Origin of the sequence: Flavobacterium rhizosphaerae, from assembly GCF_046000445.1 — a bacterium.
GTDB classification, from domain to species: Bacteria; Bacteroidota; Bacteroidia; order Flavobacteriales; family Flavobacteriaceae; genus Flavobacterium; species Flavobacterium rhizosphaerae.
On the sequence record NZ_JBELPZ010000017.1, the window covers coordinates 38,857 to 65,244 of the forward strand.

Consider the following 26,388-nt stretch of genomic DNA (forward strand, 5'->3'; position numbering starts at 1 on the left):
AATTTTTACCAGAATTTCCACCAGGGTTTTGTTTCCATTCTTCCAGCTACTTTGCCCGGAATAATGTCAATTATATGATGAAAACTGTTTATATCGATAGGTATTAGCTTGTATGATTCTTCAATAACATTCAGTTTTTTAATTTTTCCGCCGAAATCAAATAGATAAGTTTTATTCTCACAATTAACAATATTTACATTATCATACTCTTTATCATTTTTTGAAACATAAACCATAAGCCACTCTCCAACATTAAAATCATATTGCTTTCTAACATCAGAAACCTTAAAAAAGCCTCTTACAGAATGAGATAAGTTTTCATACCCTTCCGGATATTTAATGTAATTAGTGAAATAATTGAATCTTTCAAAGTCCGGTTGATTAGTGAATAGTATTAAAAATGAATCATATTTTTGCTTTTCTCTATAAAGTTGAATACCATCTACATATTCTGTATCTGAATATAAATTAGCTATATTCATTAAAATATTTTGTAAATCATCCTCGTTAATGTTTTTAACGACTATATGGTTTGAATTCATTTTTTATTATAGTGTTTTATAATTTTAACTACTTATAGATGTGGTAATTAAAGTTTTTCAACCGAACCTGAAACTATAATGAGAATAGCGTCATGCATTTAAACTACATCACGCTTTTTTGCTTTTCGGCAAATTTATCGGCCTGCATCTGTAGCATTTCAATGGCTTTTTGCTTCTTGTAATTATGCAATTCGCGGTCCGTACGTATTTCAGCATATACATCGTCATATATACCGGCATCGGTAGTACGCATTAATTCGCGCTGGTAGTTGTTTTGTGCCAGGTTTACCCGTACGGCTGCTTCGGCATCTTCAAGTTTAAAGTCGTATTCTCCCTTAGGCGAAAGCAGTTTGGCTATTATGGGCGAAGTTTCGATAGCTAAAAACAACAGCATGATAAACAGCGATGGCAAAAATGGCAGCTTATCCAGCGCATTGATGCGTGCCATCAAACCGTCAAAACCATCAATAACCGGCTGAGTGTCGGCCACTTTTTTATTTAAGCCCGCCTGCAATGTTTTGGCAACAGAATCATTTGCAGCTATTTTAGCCTCATTCTGTTTACGTAAAGCCTGTAACTCTTGCAACGCGGCATCGTGCTTTATGCGCTTTTCTGCATATACCGGGCCTTTTCCCATTTTTTTGGTTCCGGCAGTACCTTCGGCTTCGGTAATGTAGGTTTTATACAGTTCATTTACTTCTTTTTCTTTTTGGGCAATTTCAGATTTCAGGCTGTCGGTCTGCGTTTTATTCTTTTGCATATCGCCACTGTAAAAATCAGCTACCTGCTTCTTGTTGGCAATGGCCATTTCGTTTTTCTCTTTCAGCAATACTGCATTAATTTCCTTTTGAAAAATTTTAATTTCCAACGGTTTTGATATTACTATCGCAATAATAACAGCCAGTATTATACGCGGTGTAGCCTGCAAAAGCTCACGGCCAAACACATCGCGCTTGCGTATGGTAGAAACAATAAAACGGTCCAGGTTAAAAATAAGCAGCCCCCATATAAAGCCAAAAAAACCAGCTATATATACATTGTCAAAAACCGTGTACAGGGCATATCCGGCGGCAATCCACGCCAGTAGGGCGGTAAAAAATACAGTAGCGCCAATGCCGGCATATTTGTTTTGTTCTCCGTTAGAGCAGGAATAAATTATGGTTTTGTCTGCACCGGAGCAGGTAATAAAAAAACGCTTTAGCATAATGATTTGTTTTTTGATGATGATTTGATGTAAACAAATATAACGCGTTTTTTGTTTAGATTGTTATAAGCGGCTGATATGTTAGTTTTTAAAATAAAAAAAATCCGCCACAGTGGGCGGATTGTACTTATTGTTTATTTTCTTTTTCTGCCGGCTCTTTTTCTGCGGTTCCGGTTATATTAATAACTATTGGTAGTTTATAATCAGCCCGTACTTTTTCACCTTTTATTTCGCCGGGTATCCATTTTACATCTAAAGATTTTAAAACTCTTACGGCTTCGTCCCCCAAACCATATCCGGGGTCTTTTACAGCTCTGATATCCGACATACTTCCATCTTTTTCTATAATAAAAGAGATAAATATGCGTGCTTTTAAATCCTGCTCAATCTGCGGTATGTTGAAATTTTTATTTACATACTTATAAAATTCGGCCATGCCACCCGGAAATTCCGGTTGCTTGTCCATACCCGCCGGGCTGTATGTATTGGTTTCCTGCACACTTAAATCTTTTGCCGTGAATGAGGCAGGCTTAGGGGCAACCTTCGCTGTTCTTTTTACAAAATCTTTTGCTATATGTACTGTGCCGTCTTTATCAGTATAAGTAACCGTCATTTTAGCATAACTGCCGTTTGCGTCAAAGCCGGCCAGAGTTTTATGGTTGGCTTTTAGTGAATCCATTTCACGCGCTGTAGCTGGGTCTACGGTTATAGATTCTATGCTTTCGGGCGGTATATTTTGCAAAGCATTTGCAAATCCGGGTGAAAATTCGGCTTGTTCTTTCGCGCCATTATCTATAAAATAATATGCAGTTACTTCTTTTCCGTTATCGTTTTCATATTTTACTTTGGTGTGAGAATAATGGCTTACCGGTTCTGTATATTTGCCGGGGTATGCCCTGCGTAACGAATCTATTTGTGCTTGTGTTGCCGGTTCTGTAGCAATGGCAATTACTTTGTCTGCCGGTATAGCGTTAATATCAGGTTGCTGTGCAGCAACTTCTTCAGTGCATAAAAGGCCTGTAAGTACTGCAAAAACAGGTACAAGCATTGTTTTTAAAGCAATAGCTTTAGTACGCGAGGTGGTTTTATTCATCATAATGAATCTTTTTTTGGTTAAACTGAAATTAATACTACTGGCCAAAGCATATTGGTTAGTTGGCAGTGCTTTATCCAGCAGCAGTTTTTGGTACGTTAGTATGTTTTGAAATTGGTTAATGGTGTTTTCGTCAGCTAAAAATTCATGGTTAAGGCGTACAGCCTTTTTATAGATATACAACAGCGGGTTAAACCAGAAAATGGTCTTTAAAGTTTCTATAAATAGTATGTCAAGTGTATGGAGTTGCTTTACATGGACCATTTCATGTGTAAAAAGCTCTGGCTCTATCAGGCGGCTTTCATACTCTTGCTTATTTATGTAAATGCAGCCTAAAAAAGTATAGGGCATTACAGGCTTATCCATAAGTACAAGTGTTGCACCCTTATGTTTAGTAGTAGGGTTTTGTTTTTTAATCTTGCTAAATTGCACTATATTAAATACAAAGCGCACTGCCAGTAAAAAGGTAACTACTCCATACAGCCCCCATAAAAAGTAAGCAACATAATTTGTTTCTGCTTGTGGTGCCGGCTGTGGCTGGATTGTGATTTCCTGCTGTATAAACATTTCCGCAGGTTGAATAATTGCCTCGGTATATATGGGTATGCTGATAAAAGGCAGTATAAAAGAGAAAACCAGGGTACCCAACAGATAAAACCTGTTAAAGCGGTGCATTTTTTCCCGTTCAAGCATTAGGTAATAGATACCTATAAATATAGCCAATGCGGCAGTAGATTTTAATAGGAATGGAATCATGATGCTGGATTTAGGTTACTTTATTGAGCTTTGTTTAACCACATAGTTATAGTATCTCCCCCGTAATGCCTTTTTACTTCGCCCATTTTGTGGGCATCAAAATATTTATGGGTATAAAACCAGTACTGAAAGGGCTGAGGATGCTTTTTGGTACGGGCATGTTTTAGTATTACAGAGCCTGTAAAATAAGCTATATTGGTACGGCTGTAGTTTTTAAGTTCACTGTTTGGCACATTTTTTCCGTCAATCCATATCGCATACTTTTCAGCATTAAGAAAGTCTTTTATCTCTGTAGCGGTGGGCGATTGTTTTACCGGGGGTTTTGGTATAAACATCATGGGCATAAAACGCTTTTTATCTTCCGGTGTCAATTCTTCATAAAGCTTATCCAGGATAATTTTTCCGCCTTCTTTATCATATTCAATAAACCTTACGCCTTTAAAATACTCTCCTTCTGTAACCGGGGTTTTATCCGGGGCAGGCGCTATAACTTTACCGTCTTTATATATTTTGGTTATGTTTAATTCAAAAATACTGCCTGGGTAATGGCCCCATGTTTCTTTAGGATGCTTGTTTTTAAAATATGGAGCAGTTTCCAAATAATATTCAAACTTTTGCGGGCGTTCTTCGGTCAGCATTTCTTCGGCTTTTATATATACCGTATAGTTTACAAAGTCACTCCGGGTATATTTTGCTAAGGTAGCATTATCTGCAGGGTTGCCGTCTATAGTAATGTAATACAGTTGTTTATCGGTAAACTTTTCAAATTCTGTAGCAGGTACCATTTTGGGTTGATATTTTTTATCTGGCAAGCTGAATGAATAACGCCATTTTTCATTTTCGGTAAGTTTTTCAAAAGGCTTGTTTATATAAATGCCGTTTGCTTTGTCATTTATAAGTATCTGTACATTACTGTAATATAAATCTCTTTGGTATTTAAATTCGGTTGAGTCTTTTAAAGCCGTGCCGTTTTGCACTTGTTGCCACTCCGGTTGCTTGGCAACAGTTTCAGCACTTATGGTATATATAAGCAGTGCCAGCGCAGGCAATATGGCTACTTTTAATACAACACTTTTACTTTTAGAGGTGGTTTTGGTCATCATGGTAAATCTTTTTTTAGTTAAACTAAAGTTGATGCTGCTGGCCAGTGCAAATGAGTTTGCCGGTATGGCTTTGCTTAGCAATAACTGTTGATAGGCAGGTATGTTAAGGTCAAGCTTTTGTATGGTGTTTTCATCGGCTAAAAATTCATGGTTCAGCTGTATGGCCCTTTTATATAAGTAAAGCAACGGGTTAAACCAGAACAGGACTTTAAGCGTTTCTATAAATAAAATATCCAGTGTATGCCCCTGTTGCACATGTGCCAATTCATGGGTAAAAAGTTCAGGCTCTATAAGGCGGTTTTTATAGTCCTTTTTATTAATGTATATGTTTGCCAAAAAAGTATAAGGCCTTATGTCAGCATTTACAAGAACAAGCGTTGCATTGCTATAAGCTATGTTTTTATTATTACTTTTTAAAAGCAGCAGTTTCCTTATATTCGCTATAAAGCGCACAGCCAGCAACGCGGTAATGATAGCATATACAGTCCAAATTGCATACGCAATGTAGTTTGTTGGCTGTGCAACTACAGGCTGTGGGCTTTCCTGCAGTTGTACCTGATTTATTTCCTGTAAGGGCTCCTGTATAATTGCCTGTACCTGACCGGGTGCGGCGGCTACGTACACCGGGATAGCAATAAACGGTAAAACTAAAGAAGTTACCAGGGCTGCTAACAAATAAAACCTGTTAAAACGGTGCATTTTTTCCCGCTCTAAAACAGTATAATAAAGGCCCAGGAGCAGTGCCATACTTATAACGGACTTTAATAAAAAGGCTATCATTGCTGTTTCTTTTTAATTTCTGTCTCGATCACTTTTTTTAATTCTTCCAACTCTTTCTCACTCAGGTTGGTCTCCTGGGTAAAGAATGAGGCAAACTGGGCAGCCGAGTTATTAAAGAAACTTTTTATAATGCCGTTTACCTGTTTTGAAAAGTAGTCTGACTTTTTAACCAGTGGATAATATTCGCGGGAGTTACCATATTCGGTATAGCTTACAAAACCTTTGTCTGCCATGCGCTTTAAAAGCGTAGCCACGGTTGAAGGTGCCGGCTTTGGGTTGTCAAACATCTCCAGCAGGTCTTTCATAAATGCTTTTTCCTGTTTCCATAAAAATTGCATTAGCTGTTCTTCTGTTTTGGTCAATTGCATTGTTCTACAACTTTAGATTTATTTCTACAAATGTAGAATAAAAATTAATCACTTCTACGTTTGTAGAATGCTTTTTTTGAATTTTAACATTTGGGTAATTGCTGGCTATAAAAAAACCGCCAATTGGCGGTTAATGTACTATACTTATTTTATATTCTATTTATTAGATAACTCTGTAAAATATTTATAAAACAGAGGTATGGTTTCTATTCCTTTAAGATAGTTGAAAATACCATAATGCTCATTAGGGGAGTGTATGGCATCGCTGTCTAAGCCAAAGCCCATCATTATGGTTTTGCTTTTCAGCTCCTTTTCAAAAAGGGCTACAATAGGTATGCTGCCCCCGCTGCGTACGGGTATGGGCTTTATGCCAAAGCTTTCTTCATAGGCCGCTGCTGCTGCCTGGTAGCCTACGCTATCTATAGGGGTTACATAAGCCTGCCCGCCGTGGTGCGGTGTAACTTTTACGGTAACGCCTTTAGGTGCAATGCTGGTAAAATGTTTGCTAAACAATTCGGTAATTTCATGCCAGTCCTGTGCGGGCACTAAACGCATAGATATTTTTGCATATGCTTTGCTGGGTATTACCGTTTTGGCGCCCTGTCCGGTATAACCGCCCCAAATGCCGTTGACATCAAGCGTTGGGCGTATGGAGTTACGCTCATTGGTGGTGTAGCCGTTTTCGCCATATACATCTTCTATATTCAGTGCACGTTTATACTCTTCAAGAGAAAAAGGCGCTTTTGCCATTTCATCACGCTCTTCACGGCTCAGTTCTTCAACCTTATCATAAAAGCCCGGTATGGTAATGTGGTTGTTTTCGTCATGCAGGCTGGCTATCATTTTGGTTAAAACATTTATAGGGTTGGCTACAGCTCCACCATATAAGCCAGAATGCAGGTCGCGATTTGGCCCTGTTACTTCTACCTCTACATAACTAAGGCCGCGTAGCCCTGTAGTTATGCTGGGCTGCTCATTGCTTATCATCCCGGTATCAGAAATAAGTATTACATCATTAGCCAGTTTTTCCTGGTTACGCTCTACAAACCAGGCCAGGCTGGGTGAACCTACCTCTTCTTCGCCCTCTATCATAAATTTTACGTTGCAGGGCAGGTTATTGTTGCGCACCATATACTCCAGCGCTTTTACATGCATATACATTTGCCCTTTATCATCGCAGGCACCGCGTGCAAATATGGCGCCTTCGGGGTGTAGTTCGGTTTTTTTAATTACCGGCTCAAAGGGTGGGGAGTCCCACAAATCTACCGGGTCGGCAGGTTGTACATCATAGTGTCCATATACCAGTACGGTCGGCAGGTTTTTGTCAATTATTTTTTCTCCGTATACAATAGGGTAGCCGGGGGTATCACAAAGTTCCACATTGTCGCAACCAGCTGCTTTAAGGCTTTCCAAAACAGCATCAGCCGTATCCATCACGTCTTGCGAGTAAGCACTGTCAGCGCTAACCGACGGGGTTTTAAGTAGTTCTATAAGCTCATTTATAAACCGGTCTTTATGCTGCCCGACATAGCTTTTTATATTGTCCATTTATCTGTGTTAACTATAAGTTTGTAAACCAAAAATACATAAAAATAATTTAGAAAATTTTTTGATATAATTTCTTGCTAAGTTCAAAAACAGTTGTATATTTGCACCCACAATAATGAAACACACATCATTTTTGTTATACCCTGCGGGTGTGGTGAAATTGGTAGACACGCCAGACTTAGGATCTGGTGCCTCACGGTGTGTAGGTTCGAGTCCTATCACCCGCACAATAAAAAGCCTCTGATTTTCAGGGGCTTTTTTTATTAATCTATCTGTCTTAATTAAAAATATCTTCATATTACGTAATAATCTGCTGTATTTTAAGTTAAAGCTATGCTTTCTTCTTTGTAAAAAGGAGTATAATAGTATGTTTAATGCAACCAGCCACTCATGAAGCAAACGATTATTTTTTTACTTGTAATTTTTTTATCATGTTCTAAAAGTAAGCCTGTTGACCCTGAATCTGACCGGGTTTTTATTAATAAAAAGTACATAAATACCGTGTCTTTTAACGATTTTAATGATTTAGGCAAGGCGTATTATTTTATTAAATTATGGGGATTTTTAAAATATAATGCTGATTTTGATGGGGCAGATGTAGATTGGGATGATTACTTTTTAAACAATATTGACAGGCTGCCCAAAATGAATAAAGCAGATTATGTTTCTTTTATAGAAGCTACCCTTGCTGTTTTTCCGATACCGGAGGAAAAAGAAGAGAAAAATAAAACAGAACATTACTGCCTTTTAGATAATAATTGGTTTTCATCGGCCTATTTTAATAAAACCATTTCAGATAAACTTACCTATATATTTGAAAACAGGACGGAGGAAAACACCATGTTTATTAGTAATAACAGCATGGGTAATCTTACATTTTTAAATGAGGAAGAGTATGATGATAGTAATTATCCTGAAACGAATATAAGGTTGCTTGGGTTAGCACGGTACTGGAATATCATCAATTATTTTTATATCTATAAAAATGATGTGGATGAAAACTGGGATGAGGTACTGCTAAGTCATATTAACGATTTTAAAGAGGCAAAAGATGTAAAATCATATCAGATTTCGGTACAGAAGTTATCAAGCAAGTTGTATGATTGCCATTCTATGGTGTACTCTCAATATCTTGACAGTAAATTTTTTGGTCGTTTTGTGCCTAATTTCAGGATGAAACGTATTGAAGATACTTTTATAGTAACAGAAATCAGGACCACTATGTATGATGACTCTCAAATAAAGGTGGGCGATGTACTTTTAAAAATTGATGGCGAACCGGTACTCAAAAGGTATAATTATTTTCGTACCATGATGAGGGGCGCCAACCCGCCCTCAGAGCAAAGGATAATATGTCCCTATGTTTTAAGTAGTACTAATGACAATATGAAACTGTTACTTTTACGGGAGGGCAAAAAACTGCAAGTAAACGTATCGCTTAATGATTACTCAAAATTAAGTAAGGCAGAAAAAAAGCATAAGAATGCTGAAATGGAAAAAGTAGTTGAAAGAAAACTACCCCAAGGTACATCGTACTTAGACCTCACTTATATTTCACGCAGTAATTTTGATGAGAATATGGAAGCGGTTAAAAATGCAGACAACCTGATTCTTGATTTAAGAAACCAGTTTGATGCCCGGATACTTACAGACCTGGCGGCCTTTATATTGCCGGAAACGTCTGCTTTTTTTTCCAGTAGCTATGCTGATGCCAACCGCCCCGGGCTGCTGCATATAGTAGATGGCTATACGGTTGGGAATGATAATGCAGGTTATTTTAAAGGCAATGTATATCTATTGGTTGATGAGCATATCCAAAGCGCTTCAGAGTTTTTAGTAATGGCGTTACAGGCATCGCCTAAAACCAAAGTAATAGGGAGCCAGACAGCCGGATCTGACGGCAATGTGGTTGAGTTTCGGTTCCCCGGTAATATAAAAACGGTGTTTACGGGTATTGGTATTTATTATCCGGATCTTACGGCAACACAAAGGCACGGTATAAAAATTGATTATCAAGTTGACCAGACTATTAAGGGTATACGGAACGGAAAAGATGAAGCACTTGAAAAATGCCTTTCAATAATAAACACCAACAAGTAAACATCTGCCATGTATAGCTCATTTTTATTTAGCGTATAGCTTAACAGCATTTTCAAGTTTTTTCCTGATATTTCTTCGTAATGACCGGGGCTTAATAACTTCTATGCATTCGCCAAAACCTAAAATTAACCGTTCCAGTTCATAATTCAGGTGTACATATAGCCGCACCACAATTTTCCCGTCGCGTAGCTGCTCTATAATTTCCTGGGTATGGTGCAGGGGTTTGGTAATTACATAAGGCGCATTGCTTTTATCTATTTTTAAGTGAATTTCCTGCAAGTGTTCTTGCCCTAATACGGTTACGCCTACGGTATTTTTATAATATTCGTCACCGTTAAATTTAATGTCCAGGTAAGGTATCCGTAAATCATAATCAACTTTCTCTATCCTGTCTAACGCAAAGGTGGCTATCGGTTTTTTCTCAGAAATTTTCCCTACCAAAAACCAGCGGTTATTAAACTCTTTTAAGATATACGGGTGAAAAACTGCCTCCGAGGCATTTCTTGCTTTAAAAGATTTGTAAGTAACACGCAAAACTATCTTTTTGAGTATCGCCTGGTAAAGCGTATCAAGGTGTTCCAGACCTTTCAGGTTTTCATTTTTGTCAAGATGTATAATGGCAGACTGCTTGGTTTTTTCGGTATATATCTTATCCTCCAGCCTCTGAATAATACCTCCTAACTCAGAAAACAGCGAAAAATCTTTAAACTGCCTCAGCATTTCAACTGTTTCTGTAAGTATGTGCATGTCATTTTCATTCAGCGGTATATCGGTTATAGAATAGTCCGGGTCTTCATAACGGTAAAATTTTTTGTTATATACCTCAATAGGGGCATTGTACCCCAGTTTATCACTGCGCATCATCTGTATGTCAAGCTGTATTGTACGCCTGCTCACATTAATTTCCCGGCCCTCATATTCATACAAAGCTTCAGAACAGGCATCAATCAAATCATCCAGAGTCCATTCCCTATAGCTGTTTTGCAGGCATTTATCTATGGTTTTATATCGTATCAGCGCATTTTTATTAACAGCCATGATAATTTTTTTGAGAAAAGTAGCAAATAAATTTTACTGCGCAAAAACATTGCGCAGTCAGGTTAAAATATTTGTACCGGAATCAAACAATTATTAGATTAAACTGTAGTGCTCCGCCGGACGAGGGGCCGGCGGAGCTCCCACTAACGGATTAGAAAAAATGGAAAACAAAATTAACATGACAGGAAACGAACTCATAGAAATGGGATACAGGCCCGGAAAATGGATGAAGGATGCCTTAGAACATATCAACACAAACCAATTGGAAGGCGAAGCCTTAATGGCTTACCTTGAGCAGTATAAAGCGCCACCTGTAATAAACCTGCATAGTGAAGCCATACCTTTTTCGGTGAATATAAAAGCTGAAAACGAGTTGGAGGAAGTTAATGTTACTGGCGTGGTAGCATCGATGAACGAGTTGATGAGGACGCCTACTATAGTAAAAGGCGCTATAATGCCCGATGCCTGCCCTACGGGTAGTATTGGCACTATTCCGGTAGGTGGGGTGGCAGTAGCTAAAAATGCCATACACCCGGGTATGCATAGTGCGGATATCTGCTGCTCTGTAATGCTGACTGATTTTGGTAAAGCAGACCCTAAAGCTGTTTTAGATGCCGCACATAGCATCACACATTTTGGACCCGGCGGGCGTTCACGCGAAAGCCAGTTCAGGTTCCCTATGGATTTGCTTGCAGAGATTGAGGCCAATTACTTTTTAAGAGACCAGAAATGTATTTCGGCTGCAAGGTCGCATTTAGGTACGCAGGGCGATGGCAACCACTTTTTATTTGTGGGTATCTCCAAAAATACCGGCAATACCATGATGGTTACACACCATGGCAGCAGGGGCTTCGGGGCAAATTTATTTGATAAGGGTATGAAAGTGGCAGAGCGTTTCAGGAGGGAATTATCACCTGAAACCTTAAAACAGAATGCCTGGATTCCTTTTGATACCGAAGAGGGACAGCAATATTGGGAAGCTTTGCAGATTGTGCGTAAATGGACAAAAAAGAACCATGAGTGCCTTCATGACGCTACGCTTGAAAAATTAGGGATAGATAAACAAAACAGGTATTGGAACGAGCATAACTTTGTGTTTAAAGACGGCGATTTGTTTTACCATGCCAAAGGCGCCACGCCATTAGACAAAAAATTTATGCCGGATATTACGGGTCCGAGGCTCATCCCTTTAAACATGTCTGAACCGGTGTTGATTGTAGAAGGAGAAACCACAGAAGACAACCTTGGTTTTGCCCCGCACGGCGCGGGCAGGAACATGAGCCGTACTCAGCACAGGAAAAGTAAAACCGGAACGTTTGAGGAAATTTTTGAATTGGAAACGCAGGGGCTTGATGTGCGTTTTTTTTCTAACGAGATTGATATTACCGAGTTACCGAGCGCCTATAAAAGTGCTGAAACGGTAAGGAAGCAGATGGAAGAATATGGTTTGGGAAAAGTAATTGATGAGGTATTGCCTTATGGCTGTATTATGGCGGGCGACTGGCAAAAAAATGCCCCCTGGAAGAACAAAAGGAGGAAATAGTAAAATAATATTATAACTGGGCAGAGAGTGTCACACTTTGCAGGGTAATATTAATTATTAGTTATTTAGTAAAAGATATTGTAATAATTCACCCTACAGTTTTTATCTTGCAGCTTAGATGAAATTGCTTGTTATTACTACCCCTTTTATGAGTATACCTACAGATAAAAAATACAACCAGCCCATAGTAAAACTTAATCAGCCTGACGATAGTTATAAAATACAACCGCTTCCGTTACCCTCAGGAGAATATCCATATCATTTGGAGGCAGAAAAAATTGTGGATTTGCCCCGGCATAAATTCAGCTTCCACATGGTGGGCGATACCGGGGGTATGCGTTATCCTCACGGGCAGCAAAAAGTAGCGGAACAAATGTGCCGACAGGTTTCCGGAACGGATGCCGGTGAGCAACCCGCTTTTTTATATCATTTAGGCGATGTAGTGTATCACTTTGGTGAAGCCCAGCATTATAACAGGCAGTTTTTTAAGCCTTATGCGGGATATACTAACCCTGTTTTTGCCATTGCGGGTAACCATGATACTGATGTTAACCCTGCCGTGCCACCCTATAACAGCCTGGATGCCTTTACCACTGTGTTTTGCAATGCAGAACGCTGCACTATACCCTTTAACAACGCCAGCGAAAGAAAAAGCATGGTGCAGCCCAATATTTACTGGACATTAAAAACACCCCTCGCTAATATTATAGGGCTACACAGCAATGTGCCCAAATATGGTTATATAGGTGCGGAGCAGCGTAACTGGTTTATAGAAGAATTAAAAAGGGCCAATAAAGAGCGTCCCGGAAAATGTATTATTGTAACCATCCACCATGCGCCGTATTCGGCAGATGAAAACCATGGTTCGAGCCTGGAGATGATAACTTTTTTAGAAGAAGCTTTTACCGAAAGCGGTGTGCGCCCTGATATTATTTTTAGCGGGCATGTGCATAATTACCAGCGTTTTAATAAAGCCTATGATGATGGAAAAATTCTGCCTTTTGTGGTGAGCGGGGCCGGCGGGTTTGATGAGTTGCACGACCTGGTAACGGTAGGCGACCCACAATACAGCCCTGATAATGCATTGCTACATAATGTAAATTTGGAAAGCTATCTCGTAATGAAGCATGGCTTCCTTAAAATTACACTGGAGCGTACGGCAACGGGCGTTGCCCTTACAGGCGAGTATTATATTGTACCGGGTGATGGCGAAAGCAACGCCATTAAAATGGATAGCTTTAAATATGTATTCAAATAAAAAACAGTCCGCAGGATTAAATCCTGCGGACTGTAACTTAACTAATCCAACCTTAAATTTTTATACAATAAAAATGCTGGCAATACTGGTTGCCTGGTCTCCGGTTAAAATCTCATCAAAGGCTTGTGTACCTGCTGCCGATCCAAATTCAGTAGCGGCATTATATCCTGCCTGGATGGTGTTTTCTTCGCCGTTATAAACATCCTGTGTAGCCGCAGGCATACCTGTGCCACGGTTGTTTTCGGTAATCCAGCCTTTAAGGCCGCGCATCCTGCGTATTTCAGAAGCGTGCCTTGCCTCAACACTGTGTATCTGCAGGGCAGCTTTAAGCAACCCACTTTCAGACATCAGGTTTCCTGCCTGGCCTTTATAAGCACGTACACCGGTATCTTCAAAAGCCTGGGCAAGTGCTAAAAATGTTTCATAATTGTCAAATGTGTCAAAAGTACCACCAACCGTAAAATCAAAAGTTGGTTTTGCAGGGGTATTAGCTTCGCCAAGCGCCGATTTTAAAAACTCAACGTGGGCATTTTCATGCTGGCTTATCAGGGCAATTACCGTTTGGTCAGATGCCGGTATAAGTCCGTTAGTATCAAGAGCTTTCTGGTAAAACTCATCTTCCAGGTACTCCAGTGTTAATGCAAGTTGCAGTGCCTCTGTAGGAGTGTTGTCAACAGATGAAAAAGCTGCTGTGGTGCGTGCATTTGCTTTTTGTGTAAACAAGGTGCTAAACGGTACGGCAGCCAGGGCAGCGCCTGCACCTATTTTGCCAAACTGGCTAAAGCTTTCCCTTCTTGATGTTTTACCGTCCAGGTTTTTTATAATACCTTCATTGGTAAACTGTTCTATAAATTTTATGATATTCATAATTATTCGATTTAAGTGTTAAAGATTAAGGTAAGTACATTGCAGTAAAATCAGTCTGTATAAAGTCCAGGCTTTTTACTGCCGGTATTATTACTGATGGATCCTGTGCAGGGTCCAGTCCATTACCGTCTGCCGTATTGGCAAAATCAGCAGATCCGGGGTTAAGTAAATCCCTTATTGCAGAAGCATGCCTTGCCTCAACCGAAACAATTTTACCTGCAATTACCAGATAATCGGGAGTTTGTATATACTGCCCTGCACCGTTATAGGCACTAACACCTGTGTCTTCTAACGCCATAGCGGTTTCAAGCACATTTTGCCTGCTGCTAAAGTTTACATTGCTGTAGTTAAATTCAAGGTCTGGCAATATCATACCTTCGGTACCTGCAAGGGCACCTGTTAGCGCCGTACGGAAAAACTCCCTGTGTATCACTTCATGCTTGTACAGGTCTTCCAGTACGGTTTGTTCTTCGCTGTTAAATGTAGAACCAAATGTGGCAGAGTTTACAACGCGTGTGTAAAAGTCGGCCTCAAGCTGTTCAAGGGCATAAGCATAGGTCAATATGCCTAAGTCGCCACCACCTAAATCGTAAGTGCCGTTTTTTATGCCTGGCAATTGGTTTTCAACAGGCATAGGGTTGCTGTCATCATCATTGTTACAGCCTGCAAGCAACAGGCCTGTGCCGGCAAGTGTAAGCCCGCTGATTTTTAAAAAACGCCTCCTGTCGGTCAGGCCAACAGGGCTTACATTTACTTTAGTCTTTTTCATAATGTAAAATTTAAGGTTATTAATTTGTAGGTGTGGCATCCCTTTTTTGCGAGATGCTCAAAATTATCATTATATACGGCGCTTTTTTGTTAAAGGTTTTTAACCATTACATAAAAAAAATTACTATTAACATTTTTTTAGTAAATTCATTCAAAACATTTCAAAGTGCAATACGTTTATATTCAGGTGTTAAAAGATAGATTAAGGATTACAGGTATGCTTTGCTTGATAACGGGTTATTAATGTAAACTTTACAATAAGTTTAACTAATTACGGAAACGTTTTTTAGTGCATTACAGCCATTTTTTTAGTTTATAGCAGTTTAAATTGGTTTTGGTTGAAATAATTTTATTTTTATTAACAGTTTTTGATTTTTTCGAAGATTTTCGTGTATTTTTACCTTATAATTTTAAGAAATATGAGACAAAAAGCCACACTGAAGCAGATAGCAAAGGAACTTAATGTTTCCGTTTCTACGGTATCTAAAGCATTAAGCAACAGCCCGGAAATTAGTGAACCTACTAAGATAAAGGTGCAGGAGTTTGCGAGGCTTAAAAATTATAAGCCCAATAATATTGCAGTAAACCTTAAAAGCAAACGCAGTAAAACCATTGGGGTAATTATACCTAATATACTCAACCCTTTTTTTGCTAAAGTATTCAGCGGAATAGAAAAGGCAGCCAATGAGCGTGGGTATAATGTAATTACCTGCATAAGTAACGAGTCATTAAAAAAAGAAATTCATACTATGGAAATGCTTAGCAACGGCACCATAGATGGCTTTATACTTTCTATAAGTGATGAAACCCAGAAAGAAGGTGAGTTTAAACATTTTAAGGAAGCCATGGCAGATGACCTGCCCATAGTAATGTTTGACAGGATAAGCGAAGAGGTAAACTGTGATAAAGTTATTGTAGATGATTTTGACTCTGCCGTGCATGCCGTAAACCACCTGATAAAAACCGGCTGTAAAAATATTGCACTGCTTAGCAATATTGATAACCTGAGTGTAGGCCAGTTGCGTGCCGATGGCTATCTGCATGCCCTTAAGCAAAACGGTATAAAAGTTAAAGACGATCTTATACTACGCACTGAAAGCACAGAAGAATTTAATGAAAAATTTCCCGGGTTTTTTGATGTAAAGCGTAAAAAAATAGACGGCGTTTTTGCCCTGGAAGAAACAGCTTCTGTAATGGCACATAAGGCGGCAATGAAAGCGGGTATTAAAATACCCGGCGATTTACAAATTATAGGCTTTGCAGATGGTGTATGGTCTCGCAGGCTTACCCCAAGCCTGAGCACAGTAAGCCAGCACGGTCCTGAAATTGGCGAGGCTGCTGCCCAGATGCTTATAGACAGGCTGGAATCTAAAGACCATGAAAAACAGGAGTATGAAACCCGCATTATTAAAACCGAACTGCGCCAGCGGGATTCCACTAAAAAATTATAAGTATATATTTATATAAAACAATAAAGAGACTCAAAAAGCCTCTTTATTGTTTTATAAACAGGGTAGAGGTGCCGTTTTGAAGCAATGTAAACCCTGTTTTGGTAAATTTTATTTTTATGCCTGATGGGTTGTGTATAAATTCGGTTTCGCTTACCGGTTGTGCATAAAAAGTCCCCTGTTCATCGGCATGTATGCGCAATTTTCCGTCAACAGCTTTTACATTAATGGTAAAAGGCAGGCCATCATTTTTATAATCTCCCTCATACACTTTTAATGATTCATCGCCTATAGTAATCGTTGTAAAATCAGGAAAACGATAGGGTATTTTATAATAACAGCTCAATACCCCTATCATTATATTATTAAAATTATAATCAAGCCCATTGCTTATCAGTGATATAGCCATTTTGTCGGGAGGGTAAAAGGCCACTACAGACTCAAAGCCCTCTATACTGCCATTATGCCCAAAAAATCTGCGTTCGCCAAACGGAAAAGCCATTATGCCCTTACCCATACCCATAGTAAGGTTTGTCATTTCTTCTAACGATTCTTTTTTTATAATTTTTTCATTAAACAAAGCTGTAATAAATTGTGTAAGGTCTTCGGGTGTGCTTTGCAGTGCACCGGCAGCACCTGCCACACTTTCGTCCCACTCATTTACGGTTGCCCAGTCACCACTTTCTAACTCATAAGAATACGCCTCATTTTTACGAGGATTAATTTTAGTGAAATAATAAGTGTTTTTAAGCCCTACCTTATTTATAATACGTTTGGTAACATTCTCTTTATACGTTTTTCCTGTAATATCCTGAATGATGTATCCTAACAGCAGGTAGTTGCTGTTACTGTATGTAGTTTTGGTGCCAGGATCAAAAACAGGTTCATAGCTATAAAGGCGTTCTAGTAAATCTCGTCGGTTTTGTGGTTTTGTAAATAACAGTGTGCTATCATCTGTAAAATTATAAATGCCGCTGGTGTGGTTCAGCATATTGCCAATAGTTATAGAATCTGAATTCTTAATTTTAGGATAATAAACAGAAAGCCGGGTATCCAGCGTTAGTTTTTTTTCTTCAATAAGCTGAAAAATAATACTGGCGGTAAACATTTTAGTAATACTGCCAATTTTATATTTGGTATTTTCATTAGCAGAAATCCCCCCGGCCAGGTCGCTATAACCATAAGTTCCGCTAAAAACCACCTCACCTTTTTCGCGTATGGCCAGGCTGCCCATAAATTTTTTATTGGTATATAAATAATTCAGCAGGCTGTCTATTTTGGTGTATTTATTTGCTTCCTGTGCTGTTACACAAAAGGTAGCGGCAAAAAGCAATATAGCTAATATAACTTTCTTCATATCCGGTAAAAATATAATGTAAATATAAGTGTTTGCAGTAAAACAAAAACAGTTCCAATTCTTAACGGTACGTAAATAATAAATATAGTTAGCTATAATGGCCCTGTGGGCTTACTGCATTATTGTCTACAGCCAATTGTTACTGAATTGCTTTTAGCTGTAAATTATTAAACTGTAGGGGCATGCGCTAAAATTCCGTAGCTTTGTATTATGCAGCTTACAACAGAAACAAATATTCCCGTCTATACGCTTAAAGAGTCGAGCTATAATGGGGCAGAGCATTTTGAAATAGTAAAGGGTGAGGCGTTAACCACCCACCAGAAAGAATTGTTTTTTGTGCCCCACCGCAACAATTTTTACAAGTTTGTTTTTGTAAAAAGCGGGCAAAGCAAGCACTGGATAGATATGGTGCCATATGTAGTAAAGCCCAATGCGTTTTACTTTTCATCGCCACAGCAAATAATGCTCAAGGAAGAATCTACCTGTAGCAGGGTTATAGGCATTTGTTTTACAGATGAGTTTTTAAATATTGAAGATAATAGGGTATTACGGCAGCTCCCTATAATACAAAACCCAAATTATGGCCATGAGCTATTACTCTCTGAGGCCGATGTGGCATTTATTGATGATATCAGCGAAAAGATACTTGAAGAGTACAACCGGGGGGATAATTGGCGCAACAGTATGCTTACCGCATATATGCAGGTATTGCTTATTTATATGAGCCGTTTGTATACGGCGCAGGTACTGCCTGATAATGCCACAACCGACAGAGAACTGTTTAAAAAATTCAGCCAGCTTATAGAAGAGAATATAGTACGTGTGCATGATGTAGCCGGTTATGCTGCAATGGTTAACCTTTCTGCGGGACATTTTAGCGAATTAATTAAAGAGCAAAGTGGCAAGACAGCTATGCAGCATATACACGACAGGCTTTTGCTTGAGGCTAAGCGGCTGCTTTTTCATACCGATACCTCAGTAAAAGAAATTGCATACCAGCTTGGTTTTGAAGATGCCTCTTACTTTAACCGTTTTTTTAAAAGGCTTACAGAGTCTACCCCTGCAGCATACCGCACCGCTGTCCGCGAAATGTACCATTAATCCCTTACTCAGTGCAACTGCTGCGTTGGAGGTGCGAGCTAATTTTGTACTTATAAATAACAAAAAAGAATTTTAAGTATGAAAAAAGCACTTATTACAGGAGCTAATAAAAGTATAGGTTTTGAAACTGCACGCCTATTGCTGCAACAGGGGTTTTATGTATACATTGGCAGCCGGACTGCTGAAAACGGAGAAAAAGCGGTAGCGCAACTTAAAGCCGACGGGCTTGAAAATGCAGCGTATGTATTGCTTGATGTAACGGATAGCGATTCGGTAACAGCTGCACGCAAAACCCTTGGAGAAAAAACAGATACTCTGGATGTTTTAATTAATAATGCAGGTATCAGTGGCGGTATGCCGCAGTCGGCACTTGATGCTACTATTGACCAGTTTAAAGAGGTGTATGATACTAATGTGTTTGGCGTGGTGCGTGTTACGCAGGCTTTCATAGATTTACTAAAGAACTCGCCTGAGCCACGCATTGTAAATGTAAGCTCAAGCGTAGGCTCCCTTACCCTGAACAGCGACCCAACCTGGTTTGCTTATGACCTTAATGCGTCAGTATATAATTCTTCTAAGACGGCACTTAACATGTATACCGTTAAACTCGCCTATGAATTGCGCAATACTGCTTTCAGGGTTAATGCCGTTGACCCGGGCTATGTGGCAACTGACTTTAACAATCACCAGGGGCATGGTACCGTACAACAGGCTGCAAATCGTGTAAGTAAATATGCACTTATAGGTGCAGATGGTCCTACAGGTGGGTATTTTAGTGAAGAGAACAATCCGGAAACATGGGAAATTCCGTGGTAATACCAGCAAAATTACATTCCCGGTTTAAAGATTTAAAAATGAAGAAGGCTTTTAGAGTGTACTATTTTATACGCTCTAAAACCCCTTTTCTTTTCACAATGTTTTTATAATCCCATTGTATATCGCGTGCTTTTTCAAGCCAGCGCTGCAGGCCGTCCATGTCAATCTGCCCTACCGCTGTATAGCGTACCTGGGAGGCTTTAAATTTTCCTTCGTTTTGCAGGCCGGGCTCGTCAAAGGTTTGTCCGCTCCAAAATAAAAGCCTTACACAGTCTTTAAGTGTATGATATCCGGTAACGGGGTTGCCGTCTAAAAACCAGACGGGGTGAGCATGCCATATTTTGCTTTCGGCTTCCGGCAGGTGTTTGTTTATTTCGCTAAAGAGTACTTCGCATATAGCTTTATCGGCTTCTGACTGTGCTGCATTATATTCGGGTATGGTTTGCATAAAAATAATTGTTTGTTATTGTAAATGTAAAAAAAAGAGGCACTTAGGCCTCTTTTTCTCATCATATAAATTTCAATTGATTATTCTTTTATAACTTTTTGGTTTATTACACCATGTTCTGTAACAACCTTTATTATATAAATTCCTGTCTGCCTTTGGCTAAGGTTAAGTGTAGTTGTGGTAGTATTAGGTGCTGTTTGCTCAAGCTCCCTTCCCTGTAAATCATAAAGCGTTACTTTTTGTATAGTATTTACAGCTTTTATGTTAATCAAAGCGTTTGAAGGATTAGGGTATATGTCAACTACATTATTTTTGACAAATGCAGGCGTGCTTAATGTAGCAAAGGTGGTTTGCGCTTCCTCTGTTATCACCGGGTAGTTGTAATCAAAATAAATACCGGCATGGCTGGCAACTTCATCACCTTCTTCAAGTGATGTAATGGTTTTTAGTTTAAATACTACATTACCGTGTGCCGCAGCTTCAAGATTAATGCCCTCAAAAATAAACTCAGCAATATTACCCGTTACCTTTACAGTAACATCGTCAGAACTGCTTAAAAGACGTAGTGAATTTGTGTCATAGTCATCCTCATTAATTTCCATGCGCACTACTATATTTGTAGCCGGGTAATCTCCGGTGTTTTCAAAATTTACCACATAATGCAGGTAATCTCCAATAGCTTCAGTAGAGGCAGTTTCTCCTTCAAGGCAAATAATATTGTTAGGGTCAAAAGAGTTAACGGCAACAGCATCGTACACAAATGTATTGTCTTCCGGAGTTTCATCGGTATACCCGGAAGTTATTTCTGAGGTGAAAGATAATATATCACCACTGTTTACCGCAGGTGTGTCAGTTGGTGTATTTACTTCAAAATGTACAATAATCTCTCGCGTCTCAAAAGGCAGTAGATTATTGTAATTCCATGTTAGTAAGCCATTTACAGATGTATCGGCATTTATTGATGCCCATGTTAAATCCATCATGCTGTCATCATAATCAAAAGTAACTGTGCCGGTAAGTGCCTGGTTGCCTTTATTTACATATATTATTTTGTATATAGCCATAAAACCCGGTACCACAGGTTGCATTGGCACAATATATACAGCAGCATCGGCATGGTTGCCATTTGCAGAGATACAAAAATCCTGCATGTAATCACTGCCTTCCGTTTGTGCATTTATAGTTGCACTGGCTGGGGTAGCAGTATAGTAGTCACCTTCTATAACAGGGGTAATTTCAAAGCTACCGGTGCCTGTATAAAAATGGTAATTGCCGGAACTGGTAAAACTATATCCGTAATTTTCACCCTCAGTTATAGTAACAGGCACAAAGTCAATAGTAAAATCATTATCGTCACAACCGTTATTGTCAACATCAAAACGTATTGTACCGGCAATATTATTCTGGCTTTCTTCCGGCCCGAAACTACAATAAGTTGTTACTACCTGCCCGGTAGCATTCCAGATATTAAGGTATTGCGATATAAAATCTATCTCAGTAGCGTCGGCACAAATGTAAATGTTATTGGGTAAGTTACCCCAGATTTCCATCCAGGAGCCGGTATCGGTAGCAGTAGGGTTCAGATCGGTGCCGTTTTTTATGTTTATATAAACCAGGTTGGGGTTATCATATGCCCAAAATACCTCAAGGTTTGGGTTTGCCGAAAGATCTAACTCGGTTAAGTTATTTGTGCCTAAGTATAAACTTGTTAAATTGGTAAAAGCTTCAATTCCGGTAAGGTCTTCAATTCCTGAGTTGTATAAGTTAAGTTCTGCTACAAGTAAGGTCTCAGAAAACTGAATTTCGTTATCGTTGTTAATGTCAATCTTAATATTTTGGGCACTGCCGTTTTTGGCTATATCATTATTGGTATTTGCCTGAAGCAGTTTAGCTTTAAAATTGGCATCAGGAATGTTTACTATAGGTTCTGCATCGGTATACACTTCAAAACTGGTGATAGTAGCACATCCCATACTATTTTCCAGTCTCGCCCAAATAGTTTCAACAGGGTTTGTTGCTGTATAGGCAGTTGCATTTGCAATAGGATTTACATTTGTTTCAGCATCTGCCTGGGTGGTAAAAAATATAACATAAGTACCGGAATTGTTTTCTATTATATTGGTGTTAAATGTAAGGTCAAAAACACCACTGCTATTGTAAAGGTCGATTGGGTTGCCTGCAATAGGATTTGGGATAACATTTATGCTAAAATCATCCACTTCAACATTTCCGGTTGCAATATTTTCTTTACGGGTATAAATTGTTTGCTGTCCGGAAGTAATATTGTTATAATTTTCGGGATTAGTGATAGGGCTTGTACCATTATCGGCATCGTCATATGTTTCATGAAAGCTAATGGTATAATCATTAGCATTGTCTCCGTCTAAAATCTCTAGTATCATAGAGGTAAGGTCAAAGCTCATCATTCCGTCGTTGTTGTCATCACAAACCGAATAATCGCTTAGCTGTGCCGAGGCATTACAGAAAATAAGCAGAGATGCAACATAAATAAAATAAGATAATTTTTTTTTCATAATTTTTTTATTGGTTTATAAAATAAATGCGTTTATATAAATAACAATTTAAGTCTGGCTTACCCTAATTTAAGTGCGTCTTTTTTGAAAAAAATGTATTTTTTTTACTAATTAGGTAAGAATTATTTCTAAGGTTTGCGTGAAAATAAAAAAAAGCCTGTTGAAATTTTCAACAGGCTTATATAGATAAATTTACTACGTGTTATTATCCTAAAAACGGATATCTGTAATCTGTTGGCGGTACAAACGTTTCTTTAATAGTACGTGGTGATACCCAACGGTACAGATTTAGTATAGAACCTGCCTTATCGTTAGTGCCGCTGGCGCGTGCGCCACCAAACGGCTGTTGGCCTACTACCGCACCGGTAGGCTTATCGTTTATGTAAAAGTTACCAGCACAGTTTTCCAGTGCTTTGGTAGCTTCTTCAATAGCATAGCGGTCTCCGCTAAAGATAGCGCCTGTTAAAGCATAAGGAGAAGTACCGTCAATCAATTCAAGTGTTTCTGTCCACTTAGCATCATCATAAACATATACAGTAAGTACGGGCCCAAAAAGTTCGGTCTCCATTGTTTCATAATGCGGGTTGGTGGTTTCTATAACGGTTGGTTCTATAAACCAGCCTACCGATTTATCATAACCGCCACCCACAATAATTTCGGCATCTTTAGCGCTTTTTGCAGCGTCAATATATTTTGCCAGTTTATCAAATGAGCCTTCGTGGATAACGGCGGAAACAAAGTTACCCATATCTTCGGGAGAACCCATTTTAAACGATTCAATATCTTTTATTAATAGATCTTTTACCTGTGGCCATATAGATTTCGGAATGTAAGCACGTGAGGCTGCCGAACATTTTTGCCCCTGAAATTCAAAAGCCCCCCGGCTAAGTGCAGTAGCTACCTGTGCAGGTATTGCTGTTGGGTGTGCAAGCACAAAATCTTTACCTCCGGTTTCGCCCACTATTCGGGGATAGGTTTTGTATTTGTTGATGTTTTGGCCAATTTTAGCCCATAAATCCTTAAATACATGGGTAGAGCCTGTAAAATGCAGGCCTGCAAAATCCGGACTTGATATAAGCACATCACTTATCATTACCGGGTCGCCATGCACCATATTAATTACCCCTGCAGGTAGGCCTGCAAGTTTAAATACTTCCATAATTACCTGGGCGCTATATACCTGGCTGGCACTCGGTTTCCAAACCACCACATTACCCATAAGGGCAGGGGCAGCAGGCAGGTTGCCTGCAATAGCAGTAAAGTTAAAAGGGGTAATGGCATATACAAAACCTTCCAGCGGGCGGTACTCCAGGCGGTTCCAGATACCTTCAGATGATATCGGCTGCTCACTGTATATTTGCTGCATAAATTCTGCATTAAACCTCAAAAAATCAATAAGCTCGCAAGCGGAGTCAATTTCTGCCTGGTGTACGGTTTTGGCCTGCCCAATCATTGTAGCAGCATTTATTTTGGCGCGGTATGGCCCCGCAATAAGGTCGGCAGCTTTTAAAAATATGGCCGTGCGGTGTTCCCAGTTTAATGCTGCCCAGTTTTTACGCGCATCCAGTGCTGTACTTATGGCTTGCTCTATATGTTGTTTTTCGGCTTCGTGGTAGGTACCCACAACTTTTTTGTGGTTAAAGGGCGGGGTTATATTTTGTGTTTTCCCGGTGCGTACTTCTTCTGCACCTATATAGTTTGGCACATCTATGGTGCTGCTGTTGTACATTTCTTTGAAAGCAGCAATAACCTGCTCTCTTTCTTTGCTTGCCGGGGCATAGCTTTTTACCTGTTCATTAATGGCTTTGGGTACGTTATAAATTCCTTTAGGCATAGTGGTGTTGTTTTATAAAGAATGTTTGAAAGTATTGCAAATATAAACGAAATATGCGTATTGCATTTGCAATATAATAACAATAAACTATAAATGAGGCTTTAAAATCAATTTAATGCAAAAGGTGCGCTAAGCCTGAAGGTAGGTACAATAACGCGGAAAGCACGTGTGGTAGTAAAATTAATCATGCTGAAATAGCCGCGCATGGCCCCGAAAGGCGAGGTGAGCAGGCAGCCGGAACTATAGCTATGAGTTTCGCCGGGCTTAAGAACAGGTTTTTTACCTATAACGCCTTCACCATCTACTATTTCAATGTCGTTAAGTGAGTCGTAAATTTCCCAGTGGCGGGTATTAAGCTGTACAGAATCTTTGCTTTGGTTTTCTATAGTAATCTCATAACTAAAGGCAAACTGAATCCTGTAGTTTTTAAAGTACGTGCCTTCAAAACTGGTAGAAACTGATATTTTTATGCCCCTGGTTATTTGTGAAACCATAGAAATGAAACTGTTTATTTAGAATAAATAACTTATTCAAAAGTACAAATTTAATACCTGTCTGGCTAAGATACAAATATTAAATTAATCAAAATTAATTTTTAAGTATTTGGCAGCTAATTAATAATATTTTGCGAATTGGCGGCGCCATGGCCAATTACACGGTCATACCGCTCGTTATTGCGGCGGTAATATACAAAAATATCATAATCGTTTTCAGTCTGGTAAAAATTGCCGTCTACAGCATTTTTGCCGTCTACAACGCCGTTCTTATCTGCCGTTATATACATGTAATTGGTAAAGCCCTGCTTTACCATTACGGCTTTTTCATACAAGCCCGATTTTTCGTTGTATTCCAATTTGTATTCATCGGTTTTGGCATAATTGTTAAACATGCCGCCAATATATATGTCTTTCTTTTCAAAAAAAGCCGGGGCATCAAGCTTAAAAAATACCCAGCTGTAATCAGACTCCAGGTTAGGGTCAGTTACGCTAAGGTTGATATTGTTAGGCATAAAGTTGCCGTTAATATCAGGGTAATAGGTGTAGGGCTTATTGGCGCGCGCGTCATTGGTATATAATATGGTATTATAAATTTCACCTGCAGTAATGCGCGCTATATTGTTTACTGCATTGCGTATGTCTTTATTATCAAAATACCAATATTCATTACCGGCCCAAAACTGGGTTTCTTTATCATAGCGGTAAATAAGGTCGTTACCAATAGTATACTGCGGCTTTACATTGTAAATGGCATTATCAAAACGGCCGTTTTGGAAAATTGCTACCTTAACGTTTTGCAACGGGCTCTGAAATAATAAGCTTTCTGATTTAATGGCAAAGTCCATATTATGCTTTTCATAAATCACCTCCATATTTCGGGCACGTTTTACCTGTAATGGCACACTTACCTGCTCTTCATATACTATAAACCTGCGTGAAAAAACAACATCGCGGTCTTCATTCATTATTTTAAGGATGTAATTGCCCGTAAGCAATATACGTGTAAATTTATTTGGGAATGAAAGCTGGTAACGCGAATAAATTTGCAGTGTGTTAAACGAATTTTCATACGTTTGGATGCGCTGGTTATCAAACCCCTCAATGTAATCGTTTATGGTAAGTTGCGATGAAGGACTCCAGTCATAATTACAATGCTGTATGGAGTAATAATAATTAGCCTCATTGCCAAAAAGGTCGTCAAAAACAAGCTGGAAATTATCGCCCAGGCGAAAATAAGGATATACATTTTGGCCGTTTTGCATAAACGACACTGTTTTTATGTTGTAAGGGGGGGGCTACTTCCGGCTGAACCTGTGCAAACCCTGTTAGTGTGATAAAAAATACTATCCCGGCTATATAGGCGCGGTAAAGGGATGTCGTCATTT

The 26,388-nt window shown here is 39.1% G+C and carries 20 protein-coding genes, 1 tRNA gene and 1 pseudogene; 7 read left to right on the forward strand and 15 right to left on the reverse strand.

Annotated features, from left to right (window positions below):
* Nucleotides 1–5: 5 nt before the first annotated feature.
* From ABS766_RS13820 to ABS766_RS13845, 6 genes are all read right to left on the reverse strand, one after another.
* Complete coding sequence (locus tag ABS766_RS13820) at nucleotides 6–542, reverse strand: hypothetical protein (protein WP_408085782.1); 537 nt, start codon at nucleotides 540–542, stop codon at nucleotides 6–8.
* Nucleotides 543–645: 103 nt separating this feature from the next.
* On the reverse strand, nucleotides 646–1,746 hold the full coding sequence (locus tag ABS766_RS13825; protein ID WP_408085783.1) for a DUF4407 domain-containing protein: 1,101 nt from the start codon (nucleotides 1,744–1,746) through the stop codon (nucleotides 646–648).
* Between the two features lie 127 nt (nucleotides 1,747–1,873).
* Nucleotides 1,874–3,595, reverse strand: coding sequence for a M56 family metallopeptidase (locus ABS766_RS13830; RefSeq protein ID WP_408085784.1), 1,722 nt, complete (start codon nucleotides 3,593–3,595; stop codon nucleotides 1,874–1,876).
* Nucleotides 3,596–3,615: 20 nt separating this feature from the next.
* Complete coding sequence (locus tag ABS766_RS13835) at nucleotides 3,616–5,445, reverse strand: M56 family metallopeptidase (protein WP_408085785.1); 1,830 nt, start codon at nucleotides 5,443–5,445, stop codon at nucleotides 3,616–3,618.
* Between the two features lie 29 nt (nucleotides 5,446–5,474).
* Entirely contained in the window at nucleotides 5,475–5,846 is a 372-nt protein-coding gene (locus tag ABS766_RS13840) for a BlaI/MecI/CopY family transcriptional regulator (RefSeq protein WP_408085786.1), read from the reverse strand.
* Between the two features lie 156 nt (nucleotides 5,847–6,002).
* Nucleotides 6,003–7,394, reverse strand: coding sequence for a dipeptidase (locus ABS766_RS13845; protein ID WP_408085787.1), 1,392 nt, complete (start codon nucleotides 7,392–7,394; stop codon nucleotides 6,003–6,005).
* Nucleotides 7,395–7,539: 145 nt separating this feature from the next.
* Between ABS766_RS13845 and ABS766_RS13850 the strand changes: the two genes are divergently transcribed.
* Both ABS766_RS13850 and ABS766_RS13855 read left to right on the forward strand, forming a co-directional pair.
* Nucleotides 7,540–7,621 (forward strand) — tRNA-Leu (locus tag ABS766_RS13850).
* Nucleotides 7,622–7,784: 163 nt separating this feature from the next.
* Nucleotides 7,785–9,494, forward strand: coding sequence for a S41 family peptidase (locus ABS766_RS13855; protein WP_408085788.1), 1,710 nt, complete (start codon nucleotides 7,785–7,787; stop codon nucleotides 9,492–9,494).
* A 24-nt stretch (nucleotides 9,495–9,518) separates the two neighbouring features.
* Here ABS766_RS13855 and ABS766_RS13860 read toward each other — a convergent pair whose 3' ends face one another.
* The gene (locus ABS766_RS13860; protein ID WP_408085789.1) at nucleotides 9,519–10,532 is read right to left on the reverse strand and encodes a helix-turn-helix transcriptional regulator; all 1,014 of its coding nucleotides are present in this window, start codon (nucleotides 10,530–10,532) and stop codon (nucleotides 9,519–9,521) included.
* Between the two features lie 178 nt (nucleotides 10,533–10,710).
* Between ABS766_RS13860 and ABS766_RS13865 the strand changes: the two genes are divergently transcribed.
* The gene (locus tag ABS766_RS13865) at nucleotides 10,711–12,075 is read left to right on the forward strand and encodes an RtcB family protein (protein ID WP_408085790.1); all 1,365 of its coding nucleotides are present in this window, start codon (nucleotides 10,711–10,713) and stop codon (nucleotides 12,073–12,075) included.
* Between the two features lie 118 nt (nucleotides 12,076–12,193).
* Complete coding sequence (locus ABS766_RS13870; protein WP_408085791.1) at nucleotides 12,194–13,333, forward strand: metallophosphoesterase family protein; 1,140 nt, start codon at nucleotides 12,194–12,196, stop codon at nucleotides 13,331–13,333.
* A 60-nt stretch (nucleotides 13,334–13,393) separates the two neighbouring features.
* On the opposite strand, the gene ABS766_RS13875 is transcribed toward ABS766_RS13870, so the two are convergent.
* Both ABS766_RS13875 and ABS766_RS13880 read right to left on the reverse strand, forming a co-directional pair.
* A complete protein-coding gene (locus tag ABS766_RS13875; protein WP_408085792.1) occupies nucleotides 13,394–14,200 on the reverse strand; it encodes a ferritin-like domain-containing protein in 807 nt (268 codons plus the stop codon).
* A 25-nt stretch (nucleotides 14,201–14,225) separates the two neighbouring features.
* Complete coding sequence (locus ABS766_RS13880; RefSeq protein WP_408085793.1) at nucleotides 14,226–14,969, reverse strand: ferritin-like domain-containing protein; 744 nt, start codon at nucleotides 14,967–14,969, stop codon at nucleotides 14,226–14,228.
* 418 nt (nucleotides 14,970–15,387) lie between these two features.
* On the opposite strand from ABS766_RS13880, the gene ABS766_RS13885 reads away from it, so the two are divergent.
* The gene (locus ABS766_RS13885; protein ID WP_408085794.1) at nucleotides 15,388–16,419 is read left to right on the forward strand and encodes a LacI family DNA-binding transcriptional regulator; all 1,032 of its coding nucleotides are present in this window, start codon (nucleotides 15,388–15,390) and stop codon (nucleotides 16,417–16,419) included.
* A gap of 43 nt (nucleotides 16,420–16,462) precedes the next feature.
* Here the strand turns inward: ABS766_RS13885 and ABS766_RS13890 are convergent, their stop codons facing one another.
* Nucleotides 16,463–17,773: a serine hydrolase domain-containing protein gene (locus ABS766_RS13890; RefSeq protein WP_408085795.1), complete on the reverse strand. Its 1,311-nt coding sequence runs from the start codon at nucleotides 17,771–17,773 to the stop codon at nucleotides 16,463–16,465.
* Between the two features lie 210 nt (nucleotides 17,774–17,983).
* Between ABS766_RS13890 and ABS766_RS13895 the strand changes: the two genes are divergently transcribed.
* Both ABS766_RS13895 and ABS766_RS13900 read left to right on the forward strand, forming a co-directional pair.
* Nucleotides 17,984–18,874: an AraC family transcriptional regulator gene (locus ABS766_RS13895; RefSeq protein ID WP_408085796.1), complete on the forward strand. Its 891-nt coding sequence runs from the start codon at nucleotides 17,984–17,986 to the stop codon at nucleotides 18,872–18,874.
* Between the two features lie 78 nt (nucleotides 18,875–18,952).
* A complete protein-coding gene (locus ABS766_RS13900; RefSeq protein ID WP_408085797.1) occupies nucleotides 18,953–19,690 on the forward strand; it encodes an SDR family oxidoreductase in 738 nt (245 codons plus the stop codon).
* 61 nt (nucleotides 19,691–19,751) lie between these two features.
* Here the strand turns inward: ABS766_RS13900 and ABS766_RS13905 are convergent, their stop codons facing one another.
* The 5 genes and pseudogenes from ABS766_RS13905 to ABS766_RS13925 form a co-directional block, all read right to left on the reverse strand.
* On the reverse strand, nucleotides 19,752–20,138 hold the full coding sequence (locus ABS766_RS13905) for a DUF1801 domain-containing protein (RefSeq protein ID WP_408085798.1): 387 nt from the start codon (nucleotides 20,136–20,138) through the stop codon (nucleotides 19,752–19,754).
* An 80-nt stretch (nucleotides 20,139–20,218) separates the two neighbouring features.
* Nucleotides 20,219–22,672 carry a DUF7619 domain-containing protein gene (locus tag ABS766_RS13910; protein WP_408085799.1) on the reverse strand — a complete coding sequence of 818 codons (2,454 nt, stop codon included), beginning with the start codon at nucleotides 22,670–22,672 and terminating at the stop codon, nucleotides 20,219–20,221.
* Nucleotides 22,673–22,877: 205 nt separating this feature from the next.
* On the reverse strand, nucleotides 22,878–24,506 hold the full coding sequence (gene pruA / locus ABS766_RS13915; protein WP_408085800.1) for an L-glutamate gamma-semialdehyde dehydrogenase: 1,629 nt from the start codon (nucleotides 24,504–24,506) through the stop codon (nucleotides 22,878–22,880).
* A 107-nt stretch (nucleotides 24,507–24,613) separates the two neighbouring features.
* The gene (apaG, locus tag ABS766_RS13920; protein ID WP_408085801.1) at nucleotides 24,614–25,000 is read right to left on the reverse strand and encodes a Co2+/Mg2+ efflux protein ApaG; all 387 of its coding nucleotides are present in this window, start codon (nucleotides 24,998–25,000) and stop codon (nucleotides 24,614–24,616) included.
* 116 nt (nucleotides 25,001–25,116) lie between these two features.
* Nucleotides 25,117–26,386 (reverse strand): annotated as a pseudogene (locus tag ABS766_RS13925) (type IX secretion system plug protein).
* Nucleotides 26,387–26,388 lie beyond the last annotated feature (2 nt).